The following is a 20,680-nucleotide window of genomic DNA, read 5'->3' on the forward strand; positions in this document are numbered from 1 at the left end:
ATTGAATGCGTCAAGACGAACATACGTTGGCCTATCTGCTGGATAGCATGGAGCGCGCGGCAGAGAAGGAGGCGGTGTCGATCAACGACGTGCTGCATGAGATCGGCGACCGTTCGATCACCCCTCTGATCCTGATCGTCGCCTTGCTGCTGGTCTCACCCCTGTCGGGCATTCCCGGCGTCTCGACCCTTGCGGCGGTGACAATCATCCTGCTGGCCGTGCAGGCGGTGACTGGGCGGCGCAGGCTATGGATGCCGCGATTTCTGTTGCGGCGCGAGGTGGCAGGCCATCGGTTGAGCGGCTGCGTGCGCTTTCTGCGCCGCCCTTGCGCTTTCGTCGACGGGCGTTGCAAGCCGCGCCTTCAGTTTCTCACCACCGGGCCGATGCGGTTCATCACACTTGTCGTGGTCACGATCATCCCGCTCGGCTGGCCCTTCATGGAGGTGCTGCCGATGATGTCGTCGCTCGGGGCGGGCACCGTGGCGCTGTTGGCTTTCGGGCTATTCACCCGCGACGGGCTCTTCGTGCTTTTGGGCTATCTCTGCGTGGCGATTACGTTGGTCGCGGGCGGCCTGCTGGTGCTGACCGCCGCAAGTTAGGCGCGCTGCGCGTCCAAGTCGCCAATGCCCAACACCTCAAGCACCTTGGCGGTGATCTGTTCGGCGTTCATCCCCGCCACGGCATACATATCCGCCGGGCTGGCCTGATCGATGAAGGTATCGGGCAGCACCATGGAGCGGAACTTGAGCCCCTTGTCGAACACCGCCTCATCCGCCAGCAGCTGTGCGACATGGCTGCCGAAGCCGCCGACTGCCCCCTCTTCGATGGTGATCAGCGCCTCGTGGTCATGGGCGAGCTTGAGGATCATCTCACGGTCCAGCGGCTTGGCGAAGCGGGCATCGGCGATGGTGGGGGTGATGCCCTTGGCTCGAAGCTGTTCGGCGGCCTTCTCGACCTCTTCCAAACGGGTGCCGAAGGACAAAAGCGCGACCTTGCTGCCCTCTTGGATCATCCGGCCCTTGCCGATTTCCAGCGGGGTGCCACGCTCTGGCATCTCAACCCCGCGCCCTTCGCCGCGCGGATAGCGGAAGGCGATGGGGCCGTCGTCATGGGCGGCGGCTGTGGCGACCATATGGCGCAACTCGGCCTCATCGGCGGCGGCCATGACCACGAAACCCGGCAGGTTGGCGAGGAAGGCCACGTCGAAGGCGCCCGCATGGGTCGGCCCGTCGGCGCCCACGAGCCCCGCGCGGTCGATGGCGAAACGCACCGGCAGGCGCTGGATTGCCACATCATGCACGACTTGGTCGTAGCCGCGTTGGAGGAAGGTGGAATACATCGCGCAGAAGGGTTTCATCCCCGCCGCGGCGAGACCCGCGCAGAAGGTCACGCCATGCTGCTCGGCGATGCCCACGTCGAAGCAGCGGCTGGGGTAGCGTTCGGCGAAAAGGTCAAGGCCGGTGCCATCGGGCATGGCGGCAGTCACGGCGCAGATTTTGTCGTCCTCGGCGGCCTCGGCCAGCAGGCTGTCGGCGAAAACGCGGGTGTAGCTCGGCGCGTTGGAGGGGGCTTTCTTTTGCTCGCCCGTCACCACGTTGAACTTGGCCGTGGCATGGCCGCGATCCCGCGCGGCTTCGGCGGGGCCGTAGCCCTTGCCCTTTTGCGTCTGGATGTGGATCAGGATCGGCCCGGTCGCGCGTTGATGGACGGTGCGCAGCACTGGCAGCAACTGGTCCATGTCATGCCCGTTGATCGGCCCGAGGTAAGAAAACCCGAGGTTCTCAAACAGCGTGCCGCCCACGGCCATGCCTTTGAGCATATCCTTGGCCCGTTTGGCCCCCTCGCGGAAGGGCTCGGGCAGCAGGCTCACCGCGCCTTTGGCGGCGGCTTTGAAGTCCTGAAACGGCGCTTCGGCGTAGAGGCGGCTGAGGTAGCTCGACATCGCGCCCACCGGCGGGGCGATGGACATCTCGTTGTCGTTGAGGATGACGATCAGGCGTTTTTTCAGATCACCCGCGTTGTTGAGCGCCTCATAGGCCATGCCCGCGCTCATCGCGCCATCCCCGATCACGGCAATCGCATCGCCCAAGCCTTCGGGGATCACACCGCCTAAATCGCGGCCCACGGCAAAGCCGAGCGCGGCTGAGATCGAGGTCGAGCTATGCGCCGCGCCAAAGGGGTCGTAGGGGGATTCGCTGCGTTTGGTGAAACCCGATAGCCCGTCCTTCATGCGCAGGCTGCGGATGCGGTCGCGGCGTTCGGTGAGGATCTTATGCGGGTAGCATTGGTGGCTCACGTCCCAGATGATCTTGTCGCGCGGGGTGTCGAAAACCGCGTGCAGCGCCACGGTCAGTTCCACCACGCCCAGTCCCGCGCCGAGATGCCCGCCGGTTTCCGACACGGCCGAGATCGTCTCGGCCCGCAGTTCGCGGGCGACTTGGGTCAGTTCGGCATCGGACAGGTGTTTCAGGTCCGCAGGGCGGGTGACCTGATCAAGCAGGGGTGTGGCGGGTTTGTCACTCATCGGGGCCTCTCTGGTGCCGCATTGGCGCATGTGCCGCCCGGCTAGCTGTCGCGGGCAATAACGAAGGCGGCAGCGGCTCGCAAGCTCTGCGCCTCTGGTCCATATTCAGATAGGGCGTCGCAGGCCATGTCCACCAATTCGGCGGCGCGGGTCTTGGCCCCGGCCAGCCCAAGGTGGGACACGAAAGTGGCCTTGCCCGCCGCGTCGTCCTTGCCGACCGCCTTGCCCACCGTTTCAGCGTCGCCTTCGACATCGAGAATGTCATCGGCGATCTGAAAGGCGAGGCCGAGGTGTTTGGCGTAAGTCCCAAGGGCGGTGGCATCAGCACCGGCCATCCGGGGCCCGGCCATGGCGGACCATTCGATCAAGGCACCGGTCTTGCCCGCCTGAAGCGCCGTGATCTCGGCCAGCGACAGCGGGGCGGGGGCGGTTTCGGCGGCGATGTCCAGCGCTTGCCCCCCGACCATGCCACCGACGCCTGCCGCTTGGGCGAGGCTGGTCATCAAGGTCAGACGTGCCTCCGCCGGGCAGGGCGCTTTGCCGAGCAGTTCAAAGGCCAGCGTTTGCAGCGCGTCACCGGCCAGAACGGCGGTGGCCTCGTCCCATTTGCGGTGCACCGTGGGCTGGCCCCGGCGCAGATCGTCGTCGTCCATGCAGGGCAGGTCGTCATGCACCAGCGAATAGGCGTGCAGCGCCTCGATGGCTGCCGCCGCAGGGGCGGCCATGCCGGGGGCGATGCCATGCAGCCGGGCGGATTCGATCACCAGAAAGCCGCGCAGCCCCTTGCCGCCGCCGCAGGCATAGCGCATCGCCTCGGCCACCGGGCCGTCATGCGCGCCGAGTGCTGCGTCGATCTGCGCTTGCGCCAGATCGCGGGCATGGGCAAGCGCCTCTGCCAAGGGATGGGGGGTGGTCTCTTGCATGTGGGCGGTCAAAGCCCTTCGACGGGTTTCAGCCCATTCGGGTTGCCATCGCCGTCAAGCGTGATCGCGGCGACCTTCTCTTCAGCTTCTTTCAGCTTGGTCTCGCAGCGCGCCTTAAGCTTGGCCCCGCGTTCGTAAAGCGCGATGCTTTCGTCCAATGCGACATTGCCGTTTTCAAGCTGGCCCAAGACTTTCTCAAGCTCGGCCATGGCGGTCTCAAAGTTCATCTCTTCTACGGGTGTGTCGGACATTGCGCGCCTCGTTTTCGGAATTTCGCGCGACAATAGAACTTCGCGCCGCGCATTGCCAGCGGGCTGGCCCCATGAATTTTACCTATGTGTTTCGCTGAAAGGGCCGGGTCAGTCCGGCGCCAGCATATAGCCCGCGCCGCGCACGGTTTGCAGATATTGCGGCTGTTTCGGATCGCTCTCGATCTTGCGGCGCAGGCGGGTGATCTGGACGTCCACCGCGCGTTCCTGCGCTTGCCCACGGTCGCGGCCCAATTCTTCAACCAGTTTGGACCGGCTGAGCGCGACACCGGGCTGCGCGGCGAAAATCTTCATCAGCTGCACTTCGGTCGCGGTGAGGCGTACCAGATCGTCGCCCTGCCACATCTCGCCCCGCTCCATGTCATAGCGGATTACGCCGAGCGACAGCACTTTTGGCGCGGCATCGGCGGCAGAGGTGTCTGGCATACGGCGCAGGATCGCGTTGATGCGCAGCAGCAGTTCCTTGGGCTCGAAGGGTTTGGGCAGGTAATCATCCGCCCCGGCCTCCAACCCTTCGATGCGGTTGTCGGTCTCGCCCTTGGCAGTCAGTAACAGTATTGGCGTTTGCAGGGTTTCGCGCAAAGAGCAGGTCAGCGCCATGCCGTCTTCGCCGGGCATCATCACGTCAAGCACGATGAGGTCGAATTCCAACCCCGCCAGCACCCGCCGTGCATGGGCCGCATCGCGGGCCGTGCTGACCAGAAAGCCGTTCCGCATCAGGAACTTCTTCAACAGGCTGCGGATCCGCTCATCGTCGTCGACGACCAGCAGGTGCGGGTCGAGATCGTTCATGGGGCGCTTTCGCGCAGCCGGTCAAAGCTCTGGCGCATTTCGGGGTCCATCATGGCCTCCAATACCGTTCTGAAACCGGCCACGGCTTCGGGTCCGGCGGTGCGAAAGGCCAACCGCATGCGCGCGCGCTGAGCGTCTGATAGCTCCTGTTCCAGCTTGCGACCCTCGTCGGTCAGGAACAGGTGCCGCTCGCGCTTGTCATTGCGGCCAACCTTGCTCTGCACCAGACCATCGGCGATCAACGTGCGCAAGACACGGTTGAGCGATTGTTTCGTGACCCCAAGGATATTGAGCAGGTTGTTCACCGTCGTGCCAGGGGCGCGGTTGATGAAGTGGATGGCGCGGTGATGCGCGCGGCCATAGGCCATATCGGCCAGAATCCGGTCGGGATCGGCAGTGAAACCGCGATAGGCAAAGAACATCGCCTCGATCCCCTGCCGCAGTTGTTCGTCCGTCAAAAACAGCAGGCTGTCGCCGCTGCTAGGGGCCATCATGCGCCCGTCCGCCATAGTATGTCTCATTCTCTCTCGGGCCTGTTGGGGATCAGTTTACGTCAGCGTTGTTGACATTCCAATAGTGAAAGGCTATCGAATCTCGTGTTTTGCGCAATTAAATGTCTGCATCTGCCGATTGTTGCGCAATTTTTGAAAAGATAGCGCGTCATTTGGAGGGGAAACACCATGGCAGGCGGATATGACAACCGGGATGGGCACATCTGGATGGATGGCGAAATGGTGGATTGGCGTGAGGCCAATGTCCACATCCTGACCCATGCGATGCACTATGCGTCTTCGGTGTTCGAGGGCGAGCGCGCCTATAACGGCAAAATCTTCAAAAGCCGCGAGCATTCGGAGCGGCTCAAGCGCTCGGCTGAGATGATCGACTTTGAGATCCCCTACACCATTGATGAGATCGAAGCTGCCAAGGCCGAAGTCCTCGCCGCCTCGGGTCTGGAAGACGCCTATGTGCGTGCGGTCGCTTGGCGCGGTGTGGGCGAAGACATGGGTGTCGCCTCGGCCCGCAACCCGGTTCGCATGGCCATCGCGGCTTGGGAATGGGGGGCCTATTACGGTGACGCCAAGATGAAGGGCGCCAAGCTCGACATCTCCAAGTGGAAGCGCCCCTCGCCCGAGACGATCCCGAGCCATGCCAAAGCGGCGGGTCTCTATATGATCTGCACCATGTCCAAACATGCGGCCGAGGCGAAGGGCTGCTCGGACGCGATGATGTATGACTACCGCGGCTATGTGGCCGAGGCGACAGGCGCGAATATCTTCTTCGTCAAGGATGGCGAAGTGCACACGCCGACGCCCGATTGCTTCCTCAACGGCATCACCCGGCAGACCGTGATCGACATGCTGCGCGAGAAAAACATCAAGGTCCACGAGCGCCACATCATGCCCGAGGAACTGGAAGGTTTCGAGCAGTGCTGGCTCACCGGCACCGCCGCCGAAGTGACCCCGGTGGGTCAGATCGGCGACTGGAACTTTGAGGTCGGCGCGCTGACCCGTGAGATCGCCTTGGACTATGAAAAGCTGGTGCGCAGTTAAACGCTGCCGCTGAACTTTGCCAAAGTCACGCCGCCGTCCTGCAAACCCTTGCGGACGGCGGTTGCGATTTGAACGGCCTCTGCGGTGTCGCCATGCAGGCAGATCGTGTCGATCCGGCTGGGGATGTGCTTGCCGCTCTCGGTGATGATCGCGCCTGCCTTCACCATTTCAACCATCCGCGCCGCTGCCGCTTCCGCATCGTGGATCACCGCACCGGGCTTGCTGCGGTCGACCAGCGTCGCGTCGTCGTTATAGGCGCGGTCGGCGAAAATCTCCCCGGCCCATTTGCAGCCCAGTGAGCGCACCGCCCGTTCCTGCGCCGTGGCGGCCAGCACCATGACGATGAGGTCGGGTGCCACGCTCAGCGCTGCCTCATAGAGGTCGCGGGCCAGTTCCTCATCCTCCGACGCCATATTCGCCAGCGCGCCGTGCAGTTTCAGGTGGCGTACCTCAGCGCCGACGCTCCGGGCCATGCCGACGCTCGCGGCGACCTGATAGCGGATCTGATTCTGCAAGGTGCCGCGCGGCACCGAGAGGCGGTTGCGGCCAAAACCGGCGAGGTCCATGAACCCCGGATGCGCGCCGATGCCGACGCCGTTTTCATGCGCCATGCGCATCGTCGCCGCCATGACATCGGCGTCGCCCGCATGCCCGCCACAGGCGATATTGGCCGAGGTCACGACGCGCAGAAGCGCCGCGTCGTCGCCCATTTTCCAAGGGCCAAAGCTTTCGCCCATGTCTGCGTTGAGATCGACGGTGGTCATGTCTGCTCCTTCTCGAAGGGGTCGGCAGTGGCTGAAACCACGCCGGAGATCAGTTGATAGCCCAAAAGGTCGCGAATCCGCGCCGGGTCGCGCAACAGCGGCTGGCGGCGCTTGGGCAGGGCAGCGAGGTCAGCGCGGTGGCGCGTCTCGGCGGCCAGCGCTTCGTCGAGGTCGACGAACGCGAAGTGCAGCGCAGCACCCGGCTGCGCCTGTGCGACGATCGGCAGGTCGCAGGGGATCACCGTGCCGATGCGGGGGTAGCCGCCGGTGGTCTGGCATTCGCACATCAGCACGAAGGGCGCGCCGTCGCCGGTGATCTGGATGTCGCCGGGGGTGATGACTTCGGACACGATGGTCAACTGCCCGCCGGTGGCAAAACCTTCGCCGTCATGATCCATCCGTGCGCCCATGCGGTTGGCGCGCGGATCACGGCGAAAGGTCGTTTCGGTGAACCGCTGGCGGGTTGCCTCGTCGAAGGCATCGGTCTGCATGGAGGCGACGATGCGCACCCGCTCGGCCCCGAACCGGCTGTCGCGGGCCAGGGTGAGGTTCGCCTCACCGCCCTTATCGACCCCTAGCGGCAGAGTCTCACCACTTTGCAGCAGCGCGCCGATGCCAGCGGCCAGATGGCTGGCGCGCGCGTTCATCACCGGCGCCACGTCAAGCCCGCCGCCGACATGGAGGTAGCCATAGGCCCCGTCCCGCGCGCCGCCGATGGTGAGTTTCGCCCCTGCGGGCAGGAGGTGGCTGGCGTTCCAGGCGACCGGCTCGCCGTCGATGCTCACCTGCATCTGCGCCCCGGTCAGGGCGATGCGGGTGTCCTGATCGACCTCGAAACTGCCGCCGCTCCCGGCGATCTCCAGAGCCGCGCTGTTCGGATCTTGCCCCAGCAGGGCGGCCCCTTCGTGCAGGGCGGTCGGGTCCGCCGCGCCGCCGTGGGTCAGGCCAACGGCGCGATAGCCGGGGCGACCAAGGTCTTGGATGGTCATGGCCGGACCGGCTTGAAGGATGGTCAGCGTGCCGCTCATGTCAGCGCCTCCCGCTCCGCGCCGCCGGTGGGGTCATCGGCGATGCGGTCGAACTCTTGCCGGGTGATGGAGGGGAATATCAGCTCATCGCCCGGCGACAGCGGAAAGGGCATATCGCTGCCCGGGCGGAAGGTGCGAAAAGCCGTCTGGCCGATGTGCCGCCAGCCGGTGGGGGAGGCATTGGTGAAGATGATCAACTGCCGGATCGCTACGACGAGCGACCCCGGTGGCACCGATTTCGTCAGCCCCTGCTGGCGCGGGATGTCCCAATGCGGGGGCAGTTCGCCCATGTAGGGCTGGCCGGGCGCGAAGCCGATGGTCAGCACCCGCACCCGCGCCTGCGACAGTTCCGCAATGGCCGCGTCGGGGTCGAGGCCCGCGGCCTCGGCGGCCTCCTCCAACTGCGGGGCGAGGTCGGTGCCATAGACCGTGGGCACATGCCACAGGCTGCGCCCGGCGGGGAGGGCTTCGGCGAACCAGTCGCGGGTTTCGAGCAGTCCGCGCAGGCGGTCGGTCATCGTGGTGATGGCCTCTTGGGAGACCTCGAATTGCACGAAGGTCGACACCAGCGAGGTGCTCGTCTCGCTCACCTCGGGCCAGTCCTGTTCCTCTACCGCCGCGCGAAAGGCGAGGGCGGCGCGGTTGGCGGGTTCGGACATCTTCTCGGCAAAGGTGACCAATAGGCCGGAGAGGCCGACACTGCGGATGCGGGGCCAGTCAGTCATTGCGAAGCATCCTTTCGTAAAGGCGCGGCAGCAGCACCGGGGTCAGATACATCGGCAGTTGCCAGCAGCCGATAAAGATCATCAACGGCGCGATGGCATCCGCAGGCAGCGCCACGAGAAACAGCGCGATATTGCGGTTGCCCGCGCCGATCGCCAGTGGTCCGGCCACGGCGCGCAGCGGGCCGCGCCGGGTCAGCAGCAACGTGCCCGCCTGCAACAGATAGCTCAGGGCGAAGGCCAGCCCCGTCCAGCCCGCCACGGCCCATGGATCGCTGCGCAGCGCGGGGTTCAGCGCCGCCATCAATCCCACCACGATGACCGAGAAGGCCAGCACCGACGCGCCATCCAGCGCCTCGGTCTGGCGCGGGGTGGGATGAAGCAGAAAGACATGACGCAGGGCAAAGCCCAGCCCCGTCGCGCCAAGGATCACCGCCAAGAGCCGCAGGGCGGCAAGCGCGATTTCCGAAGCCGGGCCGAGTTGCGGCAGGGCCGCCAGCACCGGCAAGACGGTCAGGGGAAAGGCGGCGGTGCCCAACACCATCAGCTGCATCATCCGCCCCGCGTCGAGCCGCATCAACAGGGCGAGGTTCACGCTGCCCGTCAGCGCCGGGGCCGCCGCGGCAAGGGTCACGGCCAGTGCCGCAGGGGTCTGCCCCAGCCCGACCAGCACGAAGCCCCCCAGCAGCAACAGGGGCAGCAGCGTCTGCAAGGCCAGCACCGAGGCCAGCCCCCAGATGAGATCGCGCACTGCACCAAGGGCCGCGCGGTGCCCGATCCTGAGCGCGGTGATCGTCAGCAGCGCCGCCACCATCTGCGGCAACCACCCGGCCAGCGCCGCCGCAAGGCTGGGCAGGGCCAGCCCCGCCAGCAGCCCGACGATCAGGCAGGCCCGCGCATGGCGCGAGGCCAGTCTCAGCATATAGCGCATGGCCCTTCACCGCTAAACCGGTGCGCTGCGCAGGTTTTCGGGCAGCCATGTGGCCACTTCGGGGAACCAGATCAGCACGAAGACCATGAAGACCATGATCGCGAACATCGGCAGCGCGGCCTTGGTGATATAGCCCATCTCGTGGTTGGTCATGCCTTGCAGCACGAAGAGGTTAAAGCCAATCGGGGGGGTGATCTGCGCCATTTCAACGACCACGACCACGAAGATGCCAAACCAGATCAGATCGATGCCCGCGCTGCGCACCATTGGCTCGACCACCGCCATGGTCAGCACGACCGAGGAGATACCGTCGAGGAACATGCCCAGCACGATGTAGAAGACCAAGAGCGCCATCAGAAGCTCGAAACGGGACAGCTCCATCGCGGCGATCCCATCGGCCAGGGCGCGGGGCAGGCCGGTGAAACCCATCGACAGTTTCAGGAAGGCCGCGCCCGCAAGGATCAGTGCGATCATCGCAGAGGTGCGCATCGCCCCCATCAGGCTCTCGCGGAAGCTGTGCCAGTTCAGCGAACCTTGGAACAGCGCCAGTGTCAGTGAGCCGATGACCCCGATGGCGGCGGCTTCGGTCGCCGTGGCAAAGCCGAGGTACATGGACCCGATCACGACCGTGATCAGCGCAAAGACCGGCAGCAGGAAGCGCGAATTGCGCAGCTTTTCGCCAAAGCTCATCCCGGTCTCCGCATCGGGGTTCCAATCCTTCGACAGCATGCTGGTGACGGCGACATAGCCCATGAACATTAGCGCCAGCAGTAGCCCGGGCAGGACGCCCGCGAAGAAGAGTTTGGTGATGCTTTCGTTCACCGTCACGCCGTAGACGATCAGCGCCAGCGACGGCGGGATCATCAGCCCCAGCGTGGCCGCACCCGCCAGTGTGCCGATGATCATCTTTTCAGGATAGTTGCGCGCGCGCAGCTCGGGGATCGACATCTTGCCTACGGTGGTGAGCGTCGCGGCGGAAGAGCCCGAGACGGCGGCAAAGACCGTGCAGCCGACGATATTGGTATGCACCAGCCCGCCCGGCAGTTTCGCGAGCCAAGGCGACAGCCCGCGGAACATGTCCTGCGACAGCCGCGTGCGGTAGAGGATTTCGCCCATCCAGACAAAGAGCGGCAGCGCGGTCAGCGTCCAGCTTGAGGAACTGGCCCAGATCGTGGTGATCATGGCGTCGCCCACGGGTCGGGTGGTGAAAAGCTCCATCCCGACCCAAGCCACGCCCATCAGGGCGAGCCCGACCCAGACACCGGTGCCGAGCAGGAAGAAGAGAACGATCAAAAACAGGGTAATGGCATAGATCTCGGTCATGGCGTCATTCCCCGAAGCTTTGATCGACTAGGTCACGGGTGACGCGGTGGTCGCCCTTGAAGATGAGATGCAGAAGATTGTCGGTCAGTGCGATGGCAAGGATGCCGCCGCCGATGACCATGACGGATTGCGGTATCCAGAGTGCGGTGGCGTCTTGGTCTTGGCTGACCTCGTTGAACTTCCACGACCAGTAGACGAACCAATAGGCGTAATAGGTGAAATACCACGCGACCGCCGCCGCCACGGCGAAACACCAGATATCCAGCAGCCGCTTTCCGCCCGCGCTCAGCGCGTTAAGCAGGATCGACACGCGGATATGCGAGCCGCGGTTGAGCGCATTGGCGAAGGCGAGGAAACTGGCCCCGGCCATGGCATAGCCCGCATAGCTGGCAGCGCCCGGAAAGACATTGCCGGTCCAACGGGCGACCATCTGGGCCACGATCAAGGTAAGGATGGCCACCAGACAGAGCGCGGCAAGCGCCCCCGCCCCGGTATATAGCCCGTCCAATAGTCTGCGCAGCGCCTTCATGCGGCTCTCCCTCCGTCAAATCATGCCCGGGCACGAGAACGGCGGCCCGGGTGACGGGCCGCCGCAGGTTTCGTGATTACTGCATCGCCTTGTAGTCGTCGACGATCGCCTGACCGTCTTCGCCCGCGGCTTCGAGCCATTCTTGCGTCATGGTCTCACCCACTTCGCGCAGGCCGGACATCAGCTCTTCGCTGGCCGGTTCCACGTTCATGCCGCCTTCGCGCAGCCCATCATAGGTGAACTGGGTGTAGTCCTTCGACGCTTGCAGGCCACGCTCTTCGGCCTCGGTCGCGCAGGTGGTGATCGCCTCTTTGTTGGCGTCCGAGACTTCGGCCCAGACATCGGCGTTGATCATCACATAGTTGCGCGGCAGCCATGCGTCGACTTCGTAGAAATGCGTGAGGCTTTCCCAGACCTTCTGGTCATAGCCGGTGGCACCCGAAGAAATCATCGATTCCGCGACACCGGTGGCGAAGGCTTGGCTGACTTCGGCGGCCTCAATGGTGACGGGCGACATGCCGGTCAGTTCCGCCAGACGCGCGGTGGTGTTGTTGTAAGAGCGGAATTTCACGCCCTTCATGTCCTCGACCGAGTCTACTTCTTTCTTGAAGTAGAGCCCTTGGGGCGGCCATGGCACGTTATAGAGCAGGACGAGGTTTTGCTCTTCCAACACGGATTCAACCTTGGGCTTGGCGGCTTCCCAAAGCTGGGCGCTGGCCTCGAAAGAGGGCGCGAGGAAGGGGATGGAGTCAAAGCCGAAGACCGCGTTCTCGTTCTGGTGACCGGAGAGCAGACGCTCGCCCAGTTGGACCTGCCCGGTCTGGATCGCGCGCTTGATGTCCGCGCCAGCAAAGAGGGCGCCGCCCGGATGCACGGTGATCTCGATCTCGCCGCCGGTCTTCTCGCCCACGCATTCGGCGAATTGCACACCGTTCTCGGAGTGGAAGTTCGAGGCCGAATAGGCCATCGGCATGTCCCATTTCTCGGCCGCGAAGGCGGGCATGGCGGTGCCCAGCGTCAGGGCGGTCATCGCCGCGCCGGCCATCAGTCTTGCTGTCAGTGTCATATGGTTTCTCCCTTGTTGTTGCAGTCCCACGCTTGGCGTCATCCGTCGAAGCGTTGGGGGTGATACGGGGTCAGATCCGTGTTTGGCGTCTGCCCCGTGATCAATCCGGCGATCAGTCGGCCCGTTTTCGGCCCGCCCGTCAACCCGATGTGATGGTGCCCGAAGGCAGTGTAGACCCGGCTCGTCCCGATCTGCCCGATCAGGGGCAGCGAGTCGCTGGGGGCGGGTCGGTGCCCCAGCCATTCGATCTCTTCCGTGGCGGTGAGATGTGGAAAGGCGGCCTTGGCCTGACGGCGCAGCAGCGCCAGTGGGGCTTTGGACGCGCCCGCTTCTAACCCGCCGAACTCGACGATCCCGGCACAGCGCAGCCCTTCGGCCATGGGCGTGGCGACAAATTTGCCCGCCGCCATCATGGTGGGGCGCGATGGGCCGCCTTCGGCATCCTTGAAGACGATGTGGTAGCCGCGTTCGGATTCCAGCGGCACGTTGATCCCCAGTTTGCGCATGAGCGGTTTCGACCAGACGCCTGTGGCCAGCAGCACGTCATCGCAGGGCAGGGGGCCTTGATCGGTGAGGACCGAAGTGACCTCCTCGTCGGTGATCGCCACGTCCTGCACCTCGGCCTGTCGGATGGTGCCGCCCATCCCCTCGAAGGCTTTGGCCAAAGCCCGGACATAGCCGCCGGGGTCGGCGATGAAGCCGTGGTCGGCCAGCCGTGCGATGCAGGTGATCTGCGGGCCATAGGCCGGGTCGAATTCCCTGACCGCGCCGCCTTCGATGATTTCCGGCTCGAAACCCGCCTCGCGGCGCAGCGCCCAAGTGTAGGCTTCAGCCTCAAAGGCCGCGCGGTTGGTATAGGCAAAGCAGTAGTCGCTGTCGCGGACCCAGTCCTCCAGCCCCAGATCGGCGCAGAGGGCTTTGTGCTGCGCCACGCTGTCGCTCACGATGGGAGCCAACCCGGCAGAGATGCGGCGGGTATCGTGGTCATTGGCGTGGGCCATGTAGCGGCGCAGCCATGGCAGTAGGCGGGGCAGATAGGGCCAGCGCAGGAACAGCGGAAACTCGGGGTCGCGCAGCATCCCCGGCGATTTGCGCAGCAGGCCCGGCCCGGTCACCGGCGCGACGCCCGCCGCCGCCAGCACGCCACCATTGCCATGCGAGGTGCCGCGCCCCGGCTCGGCCCGGTCGACCAGTGTCACCTCCGCCCCGGCCCGGCGCAGCCAGATCGCAGCAGAGACGCCGACAATCCCGGCGCCGATAACGACGACATGCTGGCTCATGGGTGGCGGCTTTCGATTTCGCGTTGGGTCATGGCTTGTTTCCTTTAGGGCATCTTTTACACAAAAAATCACCACGTCAACAAAATGCTGATAAAATGTCATCGTTAGGGTTTCGCTTGTCTCGCCCTGCCCGCAAAGGCACCCTGCGCCCAAACGGAGGGCATATGACAAACGAGACGGGCGCGCGGCTGGGAATACTCATGCTGGACACGCGGTTTCCGCGCATTCTGGGGGATGTCGGCCATGCGGGCAGCTGGGATTTCCCGGTGCGCTACGCCGTGGTGCCGGGGGCCACGCCCGAAGCGATTGTGTGCGACGATATCGAGCCCTTCGTGCAGGCTTTCATCGCCGCGGGGCGCGACTTGATCGCCGAAGGCTGCACCGGCATTGCCACCACCTGCGGGTTCTTGGCGCTGATCCGGCCTCGCCTCGCCGAAGCGCTGGGCGTGCCTGTTGCTGCCTCGGCGTTGGAGCAGGCGGGGCAGATCGCCGCCTGCCTGCCGCCGGGGCAAAGGGTGGGCATCTTGACGATCTCCGCCGCAACGCTTTCGCCCGCCCATCTGCGCAAGGCGGGGGTGCCCGAGGGCAGCCCGGTGGTGGGGATGGAGGGCAGCGGCTTCGCCCGAACGATCCTCGGCAATCTGCCCGACCTCGACGTGGCGCAGGCGCGGGCCGAGATGGTGCAGGCAGCGCAGCGGTTGGTGGAGGCCCACGCGGATGTCGGCGCGATCCTTTTGGAATGCACGAATATGGTGCCATATGCCTCCGACATCGCGGCGGCGACCGGGCGGCCCGTGCATTCGATCCACAGCTATCTCAACTGGTTTCACGCAGGGCTGCTGCCACCCCGTTTCGACTAATGCGGCACGCGCAGCCAACCGTCGGTGAAGCTGACCTGGCGCACCCCGGCCAGCGGGAGGAGGCGTTGCAACTCTGCCTCGAAGGCCGCTTGCCGCCCCTTGCCCCAGCGAACCCCGCGTTCGGGCCAGAGCGCGGTGACGCGCAAGACGTCCAGATCGCGATGCGCCTTCATATCGACCCGTCCCACCAGCCTGTCGCCCTGTAGCAGCGGAAAGACATAATAGCCGTATTCGCGCTGCGCGTCGGGCACGAAGACCTCGATCCGGTAGTCGAAACCGAAAAGCCGGGCGGCGCGTTTGCGGTCGCGCAGGGCGGGGTCGAAGGGGCTAAGCACCCGGAGCCGTTTGGGCGGTTCGCGGGTCAGGGCGGGGTCATCGGCCCAGCCGGGGCGGGCAAAGGCGGGGCGCAGGCTGCCGTCGGCGGCCTCAATGTCGATCTCCTCCAGCCGCCCCGCGGCTTGTTCTGCCGCGCACCAGCCGCGCGCCTCGGCGGGGGAGATATGGGCCCAGAAGGCGGCCAATTCCCCTGCCGTGGCAAAACCCAAGCGCGCCAGCGCCTGATCGCAGCACCAGTCGATCGTCTGCTCTATGTCGGGGGCATGCGCCGGGTCGCGCAGCGCGGCGGGGACCACCCGCTCGGTCAGGTCATAGCACTTGCGAAACCCCTCGCGCCCGGTCACAGCCAGCGCGCCGCTGCGCCACAGATACTCCAGCGCGGTTTTCGACGGATGCCATTGCCACCAGCCCCCGCTGCTGCGCGGCTCGTCGCGGCCCACGTCGGATGAGGTGACACTGCCCTCGGCCCGGACCTGCGCGAGCACGTTTTGCATCTGTGTTTCGAAGTCGTGCCGCTGCCAATCCTTCCAGCGGCCCAGCAGCTTGGCCGCATCGCGGGTTCGGCGCAGATGCCATTGCGGGTAGAATTCCATCGGGATGACGGCGGCGTCATGGGTCCAATGCTCAAACAGCGCCCGGTCTTTTTCATAAAGCCGCTTGAGCGCAGCGGGGCGATAGCGCGGACGGCGGGCGAACAGGATCAGATCATGCGCCCGCGCCACCGTGTTGATGCTGTCGAGTTGCACAAAGCCCAGATCATGAATCAGCTTGAGCAACGCCGCACCCTTGGCCGGGCCCTGCGGCGGGTCCGACAGCAGGTGACGCGCCAGAAACAACCGCCGCGCGGCGGCATTGCCGAGCCTTGGACGGCTCACCCCTGACGGCGGCGGCGGAGGGTATCGCCCAGCGACAGTGTTGGCGTCAGGGTGATCTGGGTTTGCATTTCCGGGTCCGGCTCGGGCTGGGTCTGGTTGAGGATGATCCGCGCCGCGGCCTGACCGATCTCGTTCCGGCAAGCGTCCATCGTCGCTAATTGACGCGGCAGACCTTGCAGCAGCTCGACGTTGTTGAACCCGGCAAGGCCGATCTGACCGGGAATGTCGATGCCTTGGTCGATCAGATGCAGCAGCCCGCCCGCACCGATCATGTCGTTGGAGTAATAGAGGAAATCAAGGTCGGGCGAGCGTTCGAGCATCTCTTGCGTCATCTCGCGCCCCTTGGCCAGCGCGGAGCCGCCGGAGTAAAAGGCCCGGTCTTCGATCTCGACCCCCGCTTTGGCGAGCCCTTCGGTAAAGCCCTCGAACCGTTTGCGCGCGCGGTGGTCGAGGGGCATTTTCGTGCCCATGAAGCCAATGCGCTCATAGCCCTCGCGCAGGATCGCCTGCGCCATCTCGCGCCCGGCGCGGCGGTGCGAAATCCCCACCATCGCATCGACGGGTTTGCCGTCGGTGTCCATGATCTCGACCACCGGAATGCCCGCATTGCGCAGCATGGCGCGGGTGGCGTCGGAATGCTCCAACCCCGCGATGATCACCCCCGAGGGCCGCCATGAGAGCATCTCATAAAGCACCCGCTCTTCCTTCTCGGGCAAGTAGTCCGTCACCCCCACGACTGGCTGCAGCGGCGTGTCTTCGAGCACTTGGTTGATGCCGTTCAGGACTTCGGGGAACACCATATTGCCCAGTGAAGGGATCACGACCGCCACAAGGTTCACGCGCTGGCTGGCCAGCGATCCGGCGATCTGGTTGGGCACATAGCCAAGCGCCTTGGCGGCGGCGAGAACGCGATTGCGGGTGGCCTCCGACACGTCGCCGCGTTTGCGCAGGACGCGGCTGACCGTCATCTCGGAAACGCCGCAAGCATCGGACACATCACGCAGGGTCAACGGACGTTTGGGGGGTGTGGTCAATTTGGTTTTCCTGTTTGCCTCACCCATAGGTAGCGCGAAGCGGGAGGCGCGATCAAGCATTGCCGCAGCCCTGCTGCGAGGCGCAGTCATTCGGTTGCCAATCTGCCGATGACATCGCCAGACGCTTGCGCTAAACCCAAGCCTGTCGGCCCCGTGGCTCAACTGGATAGAGCAGCCCCCTCCTAAGGGGCAGGTTGCAGGTTCGAATCCTGCCGGGGTCGCCAGTAAGGGTTTGATTTGTAGTGATAAAACGGCGTTCCCGGCAGTTGTGAGGCCGTGACCTTTTAATGGAATTTGCTGCATTTTAATATGATTTCGCAGCTCATTCTGTGCAAATCCGTGCAAAATCCGTGCAGTCACTTAAGTCTCCGCCTGCTCGCATTACATCCACTACCCAATATTCACACTCGAAAATAGGAGCATGGTCGGTTCCCAACATAGGGGCCGGTCACGACACATCTCGTCGAGCTAGAACACGGCAGGCTAATTTCTGAGGGTCCGGGCTAAAATTGGGCTTGGGGCAAGTCGCGTAGTTTAGGTTAGAGAGGTCGACGTTGACACCAATCGGCCCAACAGGGAGAAATCGCGGCACTCCCTTCTCACCCATAAGGCGAGTCAGTCATTCTACCTTGTTGGACGGATAGTTAATATGATTAGAATTCTGGCATCTTTGGCCACCTTGTTGAGTTTAAGCACATTCGCATTAGGTCAAACTGCAAACATCGGTGAAAGACCTCTGGAGCGGGGTACAGGTCTAGATGGGCAAGTCTCAGCATCAAGTGAACAGCTACGACTTACGGAGAAGCTCGAAGCTCTGCGCGAAGAGCTGCATCAAGTCGAGGTGGAGGTCGCTAGACTTGATGGGTTAAGGTCTGAAGTCGAGGCTGTGAAACGCGAACTTACAGACTCGCTGATGGAGATTTCCAATGTCCTTGCCGTGGCAGATCGAAACTTAGACGCCTCAAGTGCCACTTTAGCGGCAGCGGAAGCCGCGATTGATGCCAGTCAGTCTTACTTGTCCGCTTCAGCTATCTTGATCACCGTGCTAGGTCTAGCAGCTTCGTTCGCGACTTGGTGGGTTACACAAGATATTCTAGGTAAGACAGCTGATCGCCTCGTCAAAAAGCTTAGTTCGAGTGAGACAAACGGGGAAAAGAATAACATTATTGAAGAGATCGAAGATACTGTTCACTCACTATTGTACGAAGATGTAGTCGATAACATATCTTTTGTAATGCAAAATCCTAAGTTCAGAGAAAACCTCGAAGAGCTTATAGATCGGACGGTAGCCGAAAAATGTGGTAAAGATAACGACAGCAGCCACGGCCCTTTACAGTTTGAAGAAGCACCGAATTAATCCGGGGACCAGATGAGACAGGAACTATTTGATAGAGATCGCCCATACCATCCCAGTGAGCTTCTTAAGGACGCGGGGATTGAGAAGCCTCCTGTCAACTTAGATAAGTTAGTGGACTTCCTAGGGGTCACTGTGCGTGAGGACTTTGACTTCGATATGATGGGTTTGTCTGGCACAATATTGTGGTCGAAAGATCGTTCGACTGCAGATATCTGGATCAACCCTCTAGATAGTGAGCAGCGCCGACGTTTCACCCTTAGCCATGAGCTCGGACACTTGTTCAAGCATATGCTACCATCTTACACTGATCGTGAGAAGGCAGAAGAGTTTCGGGATGGTCCGGTACAATTCTATCGCGATGGAAAGATTTCTGCAGAAGAGCGTGAGGCTAACCAGTTCGCCGCTCAACTGCTGATGCCGAGCGAGATGGTGCGGCAGTACGCAAAGGTACTCGCCGATAAGCATCGTAAACCAAGCGGCAAGGTTGGATTGTCAAAGGATGCGTTTGTCTCGGAGATGGCCAAAGATTTTAACGTATCTAAGCAAGCAATGGAGTTCCGGTTGATGAACTTGAGGATCATCTGAAGTTCTCGATAGGGCCCATTTATCTTTTGGGGAAATACGACTTCTAAGCCCGTGTAAAATCCGTGCATAACTATCCTATTGATAGTTAACTGGTTGATTTCCTTCGTAGTTACTGGTTACTCTTAACCCCTCCTAAGGGGCAGGTTGCAGGTTCGAATCCTGCCGGGGTCGCCATTCGGCGCGTAGGGGGCTGTCGACCATCCTTACCCCCTTGTGCCTTGAAATCCCCATCCGGTCTGTCAGATTGCCCCAGATATAATCAGGAATGGCAGAGGCTTTGATGAAAACAGGAACTTTCGTGATCGGGGCGGCCTTGCTGGCCGTTGCCGGGTGTACGGTACCGGCGAGTGGGCCGCAGGGCGGCTCGGCCCGTGTGGGCAATCTGCCAGAGGCGGTGGTGAGCCTTGCCGCGCCGAACCAAGATCTGTCGACGGCGCGGTTGCTGCCGGAGGATGGCTGCTATTGGTATCAGCACAACGGCCCGGTCGAGACGACGCTGGTGCCGCTGCGGGCGGTGGGTGGCAATCCGATCTGCACCAAACGCCAAGCCTGACATAGAAACGGGGGCTGCCAAACGGCCCCCGTTATTCGTTCCAGCTTAGCTGCTGGCAACAACGCTTTCTTCCGCCGAGTAGAGATAGGCCGTCGAGCCGGTCTGCACATTCGGGTAGAGCTGGTTGATATGCGCCATGATCATCCGCACACAGCCTGAGCTTGCCCGGCCCCCAATGCTTTGTGGCTGCGGGGTGCCGTGGATGCGCAGATAGGTGTCGCGGTTCCCTTCAAAGAGGTAAAGTGCCCGCGAGCCGAGGGGGTTTTCCGGGCCGGGCGGCACGCCGTCTTCAAGGCCCGCGTAAAGCTCGGGATCGCGCTTGATCATGTTTTGGGTGGGCGTCCAATGCGGCCATTGCGCCTTGCGCTTGATCGTATAGGTGCCGGGCTCATAGAGATTGCCACGCGCGATCGCCACGCCGTAGCGCATGGCGGTGCCGCCCTCTTCAATATGATAGATATAGCGTGCCACCGCATCGACGTGGATGTCACCGACGCGCAGGTTGTCATTCGCCACGACGCGCTGCGGCAAGAAGCGCGGGTGGACGCCCCAAGGGTTGCTCGTCGCCGGGTCAAAGCCCGCCGGGGTGACCTGGGCATCCCATGCGGCCTTCTCTGCCGCGCTTGGGCGCGTGCGGGCCATCAGGGGGGTGGCAATCGCGCTGGAAAATAGCGCCGTGGTGGTCTGAATGAAATGACGTCTTGTCAGCATGTGGTCGCTCCGTGGTTGACCTCTCTGCGCGGGGCAGGGTCGTATGCGTGTATGAGAGACTAACGGCCTTTCTCCGCTAGAGGTTCAAGGAAGAAGGCAGTTGCTGAAGAGATTGTGATCTAAAACACACGGTTTTCACCGGGAAAGGGGCGCGCGTGGGTGGCTGCGCGCCCCGACTGCGATGCGGTGGATGACACCCCTCAGCCGCGCCCGCGGTAAGGCGGCACCCCTTGATCGGGGATCCAGACGCCCTCGGGCAGGGGGCCGGTTTGCCAGAAGACGTCGATGGGAATGCCGCCGCGCGGATACCAATAGCCGCCGATCCGCAGCCATTGCGGGGCAAGGAATTCAGCCAAGCGGCGGGCGATGGAGATGGTGCAATCCTCATGAAAGGCGCCGTGATTGCGGAAGGAGGTCAGAAACAGCTTGAGCGATTTCGATTCCACCAGCCACGGGCCGGGCACATAGTCGATCACCAGATGGGCAAAGTCGGGCTGGCCGGTCATCGGGCAAAGCGAGGTGAACTCCGGCGCGGTGAAGCGCACGTTATAGGCCACATCGGCCTGCGGGTTCGGCACCCGCTCAAGCTCGGCCTCTTCGGGGCTGGCGGGGATGCGGGTTTCGCCGCCGAGCTGTTTAAGATTGCTGTAGATGTCGTCGGACATGGG

23 protein-coding genes and 1 tRNA gene are annotated in these 20,680 nt (G+C 63.3%); 7 read left to right on the forward strand and 17 right to left on the reverse strand.

What is annotated here, in order from left to right; all coding sequences use genetic code 11:
• Nucleotides 1–5: 5 nt before the first annotated feature.
• On the forward strand, nt 6–599 hold the full coding sequence (locus ACGYLD_RS07060; protein ID WP_271692787.1) for an exopolysaccharide biosynthesis protein: 594 nt from the start codon (nt 6–8) through the stop codon (nt 597–599).
• On the opposite strand, the gene dxs is transcribed toward ACGYLD_RS07060, so the two are convergent.
• From dxs to ACGYLD_RS07085, 5 genes are all read right to left on the reverse strand, one after another.
• Nucleotides 596–2,524: a 1-deoxy-D-xylulose-5-phosphate synthase gene (gene dxs, locus ACGYLD_RS07065; protein ID WP_168613002.1), complete on the reverse strand. Its 1,929-nt coding sequence runs from the start codon at nt 2,522–2,524 to the stop codon at nt 596–598. The two genes, ACGYLD_RS07060 and dxs, sit on opposite strands and share 4 nt — an antisense overlap.
• 41 nt (nt 2,525–2,565) lie before the next feature.
• Nucleotides 2,566–3,447, reverse strand: coding sequence for a polyprenyl synthetase family protein (locus ACGYLD_RS07070; RefSeq protein ID WP_271692789.1), 882 nt, complete (start codon nt 3,445–3,447; stop codon nt 2,566–2,568).
• A gap of 8 nt (nt 3,448–3,455) precedes the next feature.
• Entirely contained in the window at nt 3,456–3,698 is a 243-nt protein-coding gene (locus ACGYLD_RS07075) for an exodeoxyribonuclease VII small subunit (RefSeq protein ID WP_067264990.1), read from the reverse strand.
• Between the two features lie 108 nt (nt 3,699–3,806).
• The gene (locus tag ACGYLD_RS07080; protein WP_271692790.1) at nt 3,807–4,508 is read right to left on the reverse strand and encodes a response regulator; all 702 of its coding nucleotides are present in this window, start codon (nt 4,506–4,508) and stop codon (nt 3,807–3,809) included.
• On the reverse strand, nt 4,505–5,017 hold the full coding sequence (locus ACGYLD_RS07085) for a MarR family winged helix-turn-helix transcriptional regulator (RefSeq protein ID WP_067264985.1): 513 nt from the start codon (nt 5,015–5,017) through the stop codon (nt 4,505–4,507). The genes ACGYLD_RS07080 and ACGYLD_RS07085 overlap by 4 nt, the downstream gene beginning before the upstream one ends.
• Before the next feature lie 171 nt (nt 5,018–5,188).
• Here ACGYLD_RS07085 and ACGYLD_RS07090 point away from each other — a divergent pair, with 171 nt between their 5' ends.
• Entirely contained in the window at nt 5,189–6,058 is an 870-nt protein-coding gene (locus ACGYLD_RS07090; RefSeq protein WP_271692791.1) for a branched-chain amino acid aminotransferase, read from the forward strand.
• Here the strand turns inward: ACGYLD_RS07090 and ACGYLD_RS07095 are convergent.
• The 8 genes from ACGYLD_RS07095 to ACGYLD_RS07130 all read right to left on the reverse strand — a co-directional run bounded on the left by ACGYLD_RS07095 (nt 6,055) and on the right by ACGYLD_RS07130 (nt 13,701).
• Nucleotides 6,055–6,822, reverse strand: a complete 768-nt coding sequence (locus ACGYLD_RS07095) for a LamB/YcsF family protein (protein WP_271692792.1) — start codon at nt 6,820–6,822, stop codon at nt 6,055–6,057. The two genes, ACGYLD_RS07090 and ACGYLD_RS07095, sit on opposite strands and share 4 nt — an antisense overlap.
• Complete coding sequence (locus ACGYLD_RS07100; protein ID WP_271692793.1) at nt 6,819–7,850, reverse strand: biotin-dependent carboxyltransferase family protein; 1,032 nt, start codon at nt 7,848–7,850, stop codon at nt 6,819–6,821. The genes ACGYLD_RS07095 and ACGYLD_RS07100 overlap by 4 nt, the downstream gene beginning before the upstream one ends.
• Nucleotides 7,847–8,575 (reverse strand): allophanate hydrolase subunit 1, encoded by a 729-nt coding sequence (locus ACGYLD_RS07105; RefSeq protein ID WP_394401859.1) that lies wholly within the window; start codon nt 8,573–8,575, stop codon nt 7,847–7,849. Before ACGYLD_RS07105 ends, ACGYLD_RS07100 begins: the two co-directional genes overlap by 4 nt.
• Nucleotides 8,568–9,503, reverse strand: a complete 936-nt coding sequence (locus ACGYLD_RS07110; protein WP_394401862.1) for a hypothetical protein — start codon at nt 9,501–9,503, stop codon at nt 8,568–8,570. The genes ACGYLD_RS07105 and ACGYLD_RS07110 overlap by 8 nt, the downstream gene beginning before the upstream one ends.
• Before the next feature lie 12 nt (nt 9,504–9,515).
• Nucleotides 9,516–10,826, reverse strand: a complete 1,311-nt coding sequence (locus tag ACGYLD_RS07115) for a TRAP transporter large permease (protein ID WP_271688758.1) — start codon at nt 10,824–10,826, stop codon at nt 9,516–9,518.
• 4 nt (nt 10,827–10,830) lie between these two features.
• Nucleotides 10,831–11,355: a TRAP transporter small permease gene (locus tag ACGYLD_RS07120; protein WP_276153815.1), complete on the reverse strand. Its 525-nt coding sequence runs from the start codon at nt 11,353–11,355 to the stop codon at nt 10,831–10,833.
• Between the two features lie 76 nt (nt 11,356–11,431).
• Nucleotides 11,432–12,421 (reverse strand): TRAP transporter substrate-binding protein, encoded by a 990-nt coding sequence (locus ACGYLD_RS07125; RefSeq protein ID WP_271688759.1) that lies wholly within the window; start codon nt 12,419–12,421, stop codon nt 11,432–11,434.
• Nucleotides 12,422–12,459: 38 nt separating this feature from the next.
• On the reverse strand, nt 12,460–13,701 hold the full coding sequence (locus ACGYLD_RS07130; RefSeq protein ID WP_394401865.1) for an NAD(P)/FAD-dependent oxidoreductase: 1,242 nt from the start codon (nt 13,699–13,701) through the stop codon (nt 12,460–12,462).
• A gap of 164 nt (nt 13,702–13,865) precedes the next feature.
• Between ACGYLD_RS07130 and ACGYLD_RS07135 the strand changes: the two genes are divergently transcribed.
• Nucleotides 13,866–14,561, forward strand: a complete 696-nt coding sequence (locus tag ACGYLD_RS07135) for an aspartate/glutamate racemase family protein (protein ID WP_394401867.1) — start codon at nt 13,866–13,868, stop codon at nt 14,559–14,561.
• On the opposite strand, the gene ACGYLD_RS07140 is transcribed toward ACGYLD_RS07135, so the two are convergent.
• Together ACGYLD_RS07140 and ACGYLD_RS07145 are read right to left on the reverse strand one after the other, a co-directional pair.
• The gene (locus ACGYLD_RS07140; RefSeq protein ID WP_271692799.1) at nt 14,558–15,772 is read right to left on the reverse strand and encodes a winged helix-turn-helix domain-containing protein; all 1,215 of its coding nucleotides are present in this window, start codon (nt 15,770–15,772) and stop codon (nt 14,558–14,560) included. The two genes, ACGYLD_RS07135 and ACGYLD_RS07140, sit on opposite strands and share 4 nt — an antisense overlap.
• The gene (locus tag ACGYLD_RS07145; protein ID WP_120349930.1) at nt 15,769–16,806 is read right to left on the reverse strand and encodes a LacI family DNA-binding transcriptional regulator; all 1,038 of its coding nucleotides are present in this window, start codon (nt 16,804–16,806) and stop codon (nt 15,769–15,771) included. The genes ACGYLD_RS07140 and ACGYLD_RS07145 overlap by 4 nt, the downstream gene beginning before the upstream one ends.
• 147 nt (nt 16,807–16,953) lie before the next feature.
• Between ACGYLD_RS07145 and ACGYLD_RS07150 the strand changes: the two genes are divergently transcribed.
• From ACGYLD_RS07150 to ACGYLD_RS07165, 4 genes are all read left to right on the forward strand, one after another.
• A tRNA-Arg gene (locus tag ACGYLD_RS07150) sits at nt 16,954–17,030 on the forward strand.
• 425 nt (nt 17,031–17,455) lie between these two features.
• Nucleotides 17,456–18,163 (forward strand): hypothetical protein, encoded by a 708-nt coding sequence (locus tag ACGYLD_RS07155; RefSeq protein WP_394401870.1) that lies wholly within the window; start codon nt 17,456–17,458, stop codon nt 18,161–18,163.
• Between the two features lie 12 nt (nt 18,164–18,175).
• Nucleotides 18,176–18,748 (forward strand): ImmA/IrrE family metallo-endopeptidase, encoded by a 573-nt coding sequence (locus ACGYLD_RS07160; RefSeq protein WP_394401873.1) that lies wholly within the window; start codon nt 18,176–18,178, stop codon nt 18,746–18,748.
• A gap of 280 nt (nt 18,749–19,028) precedes the next feature.
• Complete coding sequence (locus ACGYLD_RS07165; RefSeq protein WP_067268532.1) at nt 19,029–19,301, forward strand: hypothetical protein; 273 nt, start codon at nt 19,029–19,031, stop codon at nt 19,299–19,301.
• A 45-nt stretch (nt 19,302–19,346) separates the two neighbouring features.
• Here the strand turns inward: ACGYLD_RS07165 and ACGYLD_RS07170 are convergent, their stop codons facing one another.
• Both ACGYLD_RS07170 and queF read right to left on the reverse strand, forming a co-directional pair.
• Nucleotides 19,347–20,012 carry a L,D-transpeptidase gene (locus ACGYLD_RS07170; RefSeq protein WP_271692814.1) on the reverse strand — a complete coding sequence of 222 codons (666 nt, stop codon included), beginning with the start codon at nt 20,010–20,012 and terminating at the stop codon, nt 19,347–19,349.
• A 200-nt stretch (nt 20,013–20,212) separates the two neighbouring features.
• A complete protein-coding gene (gene queF / locus ACGYLD_RS07175; protein ID WP_271692815.1) occupies nt 20,213–20,677 on the reverse strand; it encodes a preQ(1) synthase in 465 nt (154 codons plus the stop codon).
• Nucleotides 20,678–20,680: the final 3 nt, after the last annotated feature.

The sequence above is a fragment of the Sulfitobacter sp. 1A12056 genome (genome assembly GCF_043558125.1).
GTDB lineage: Bacteria > Pseudomonadota > Alphaproteobacteria > Rhodobacterales > Rhodobacteraceae > Sulfitobacter > Sulfitobacter faviae.

Coding starts and splice junctions, on each gene's coding strand:
- dxs (WP_168613002.1), bottom strand. CDS start 2,524: ATGAGTGACAAACCCGCCACACCCCTGCTTGATCAGGTCACCCGCCCT.
- ACGYLD_RS07125 (WP_271688759.1), bottom strand. CDS start 12,421: ATGACACTGACAGCAAGACTGATGGCCGGCGCGGCGATGACCGCCCTG.
- ACGYLD_RS07155 (WP_394401870.1), top strand. CDS start 17,456: ATGATTAGAATTCTGGCATCTTTGGCCACCTTGTTGAGTTTAAGCACA.
- ACGYLD_RS07080 (WP_271692790.1), bottom strand. CDS start 4,508: ATGAACGATCTCGACCCGCACCTGCTGGTCGTCGACGACGATGAGCGG.
- ACGYLD_RS07130 (WP_394401865.1), bottom strand. CDS start 13,701: ATGAGCCAGCATGTCGTCGTTATCGGCGCCGGGATTGTCGGCGTCTCT.
- ACGYLD_RS07075 (WP_067264990.1), bottom strand. CDS start 3,698: ATGTCCGACACACCCGTAGAAGAGATGAACTTTGAGACCGCCATGGCC.
- ACGYLD_RS07095 (WP_271692792.1), bottom strand. CDS start 6,822: ATGACCACCGTCGATCTCAACGCAGACATGGGCGAAAGCTTTGGCCCT.
- ACGYLD_RS07120 (WP_276153815.1), bottom strand. CDS start 11,355: ATGAAGGCGCTGCGCAGACTATTGGACGGGCTATATACCGGGGCGGGG.
- ACGYLD_RS07115 (WP_271688758.1), bottom strand. CDS start 10,826: ATGACCGAGATCTATGCCATTACCCTGTTTTTGATCGTTCTCTTCTTC.
- ACGYLD_RS07090 (WP_271692791.1), top strand. CDS start 5,189: ATGGCAGGCGGATATGACAACCGGGATGGGCACATCTGGATGGATGGC.
- ACGYLD_RS07135 (WP_394401867.1), top strand. CDS start 13,866: ATGACAAACGAGACGGGCGCGCGGCTGGGAATACTCATGCTGGACACG.
- ACGYLD_RS07100 (WP_271692793.1), bottom strand. CDS start 7,850: ATGAGCGGCACGCTGACCATCCTTCAAGCCGGTCCGGCCATGACCATC.
- ACGYLD_RS07060 (WP_271692787.1), top strand. CDS start 6: ATGCGTCAAGACGAACATACGTTGGCCTATCTGCTGGATAGCATGGAG.
- ACGYLD_RS07160 (WP_394401873.1), top strand. CDS start 18,176: ATGAGACAGGAACTATTTGATAGAGATCGCCCATACCATCCCAGTGAG.
- queF (WP_271692815.1), bottom strand. CDS start 20,677: ATGTCCGACGACATCTACAGCAATCTTAAACAGCTCGGCGGCGAAACC.
- ACGYLD_RS07105 (WP_394401859.1), bottom strand. CDS start 8,575: ATGACTGACTGGCCCCGCATCCGCAGTGTCGGCCTCTCCGGCCTATTG.
- ACGYLD_RS07170 (WP_271692814.1), bottom strand. CDS start 20,012: ATGCTGACAAGACGTCATTTCATTCAGACCACCACGGCGCTATTTTCC.
- ACGYLD_RS07070 (WP_271692789.1), bottom strand. CDS start 3,447: ATGCAAGAGACCACCCCCCATCCCTTGGCAGAGGCGCTTGCCCATGCC.
- ACGYLD_RS07085 (WP_067264985.1), bottom strand. CDS start 5,017: ATGGCGGACGGGCGCATGATGGCCCCTAGCAGCGGCGACAGCCTGCTG.
- ACGYLD_RS07110 (WP_394401862.1), bottom strand. CDS start 9,503: ATGCGCTATATGCTGAGACTGGCCTCGCGCCATGCGCGGGCCTGCCTG.
- ACGYLD_RS07165 (WP_067268532.1), top strand. CDS start 19,029: ATGAAAACAGGAACTTTCGTGATCGGGGCGGCCTTGCTGGCCGTTGCC.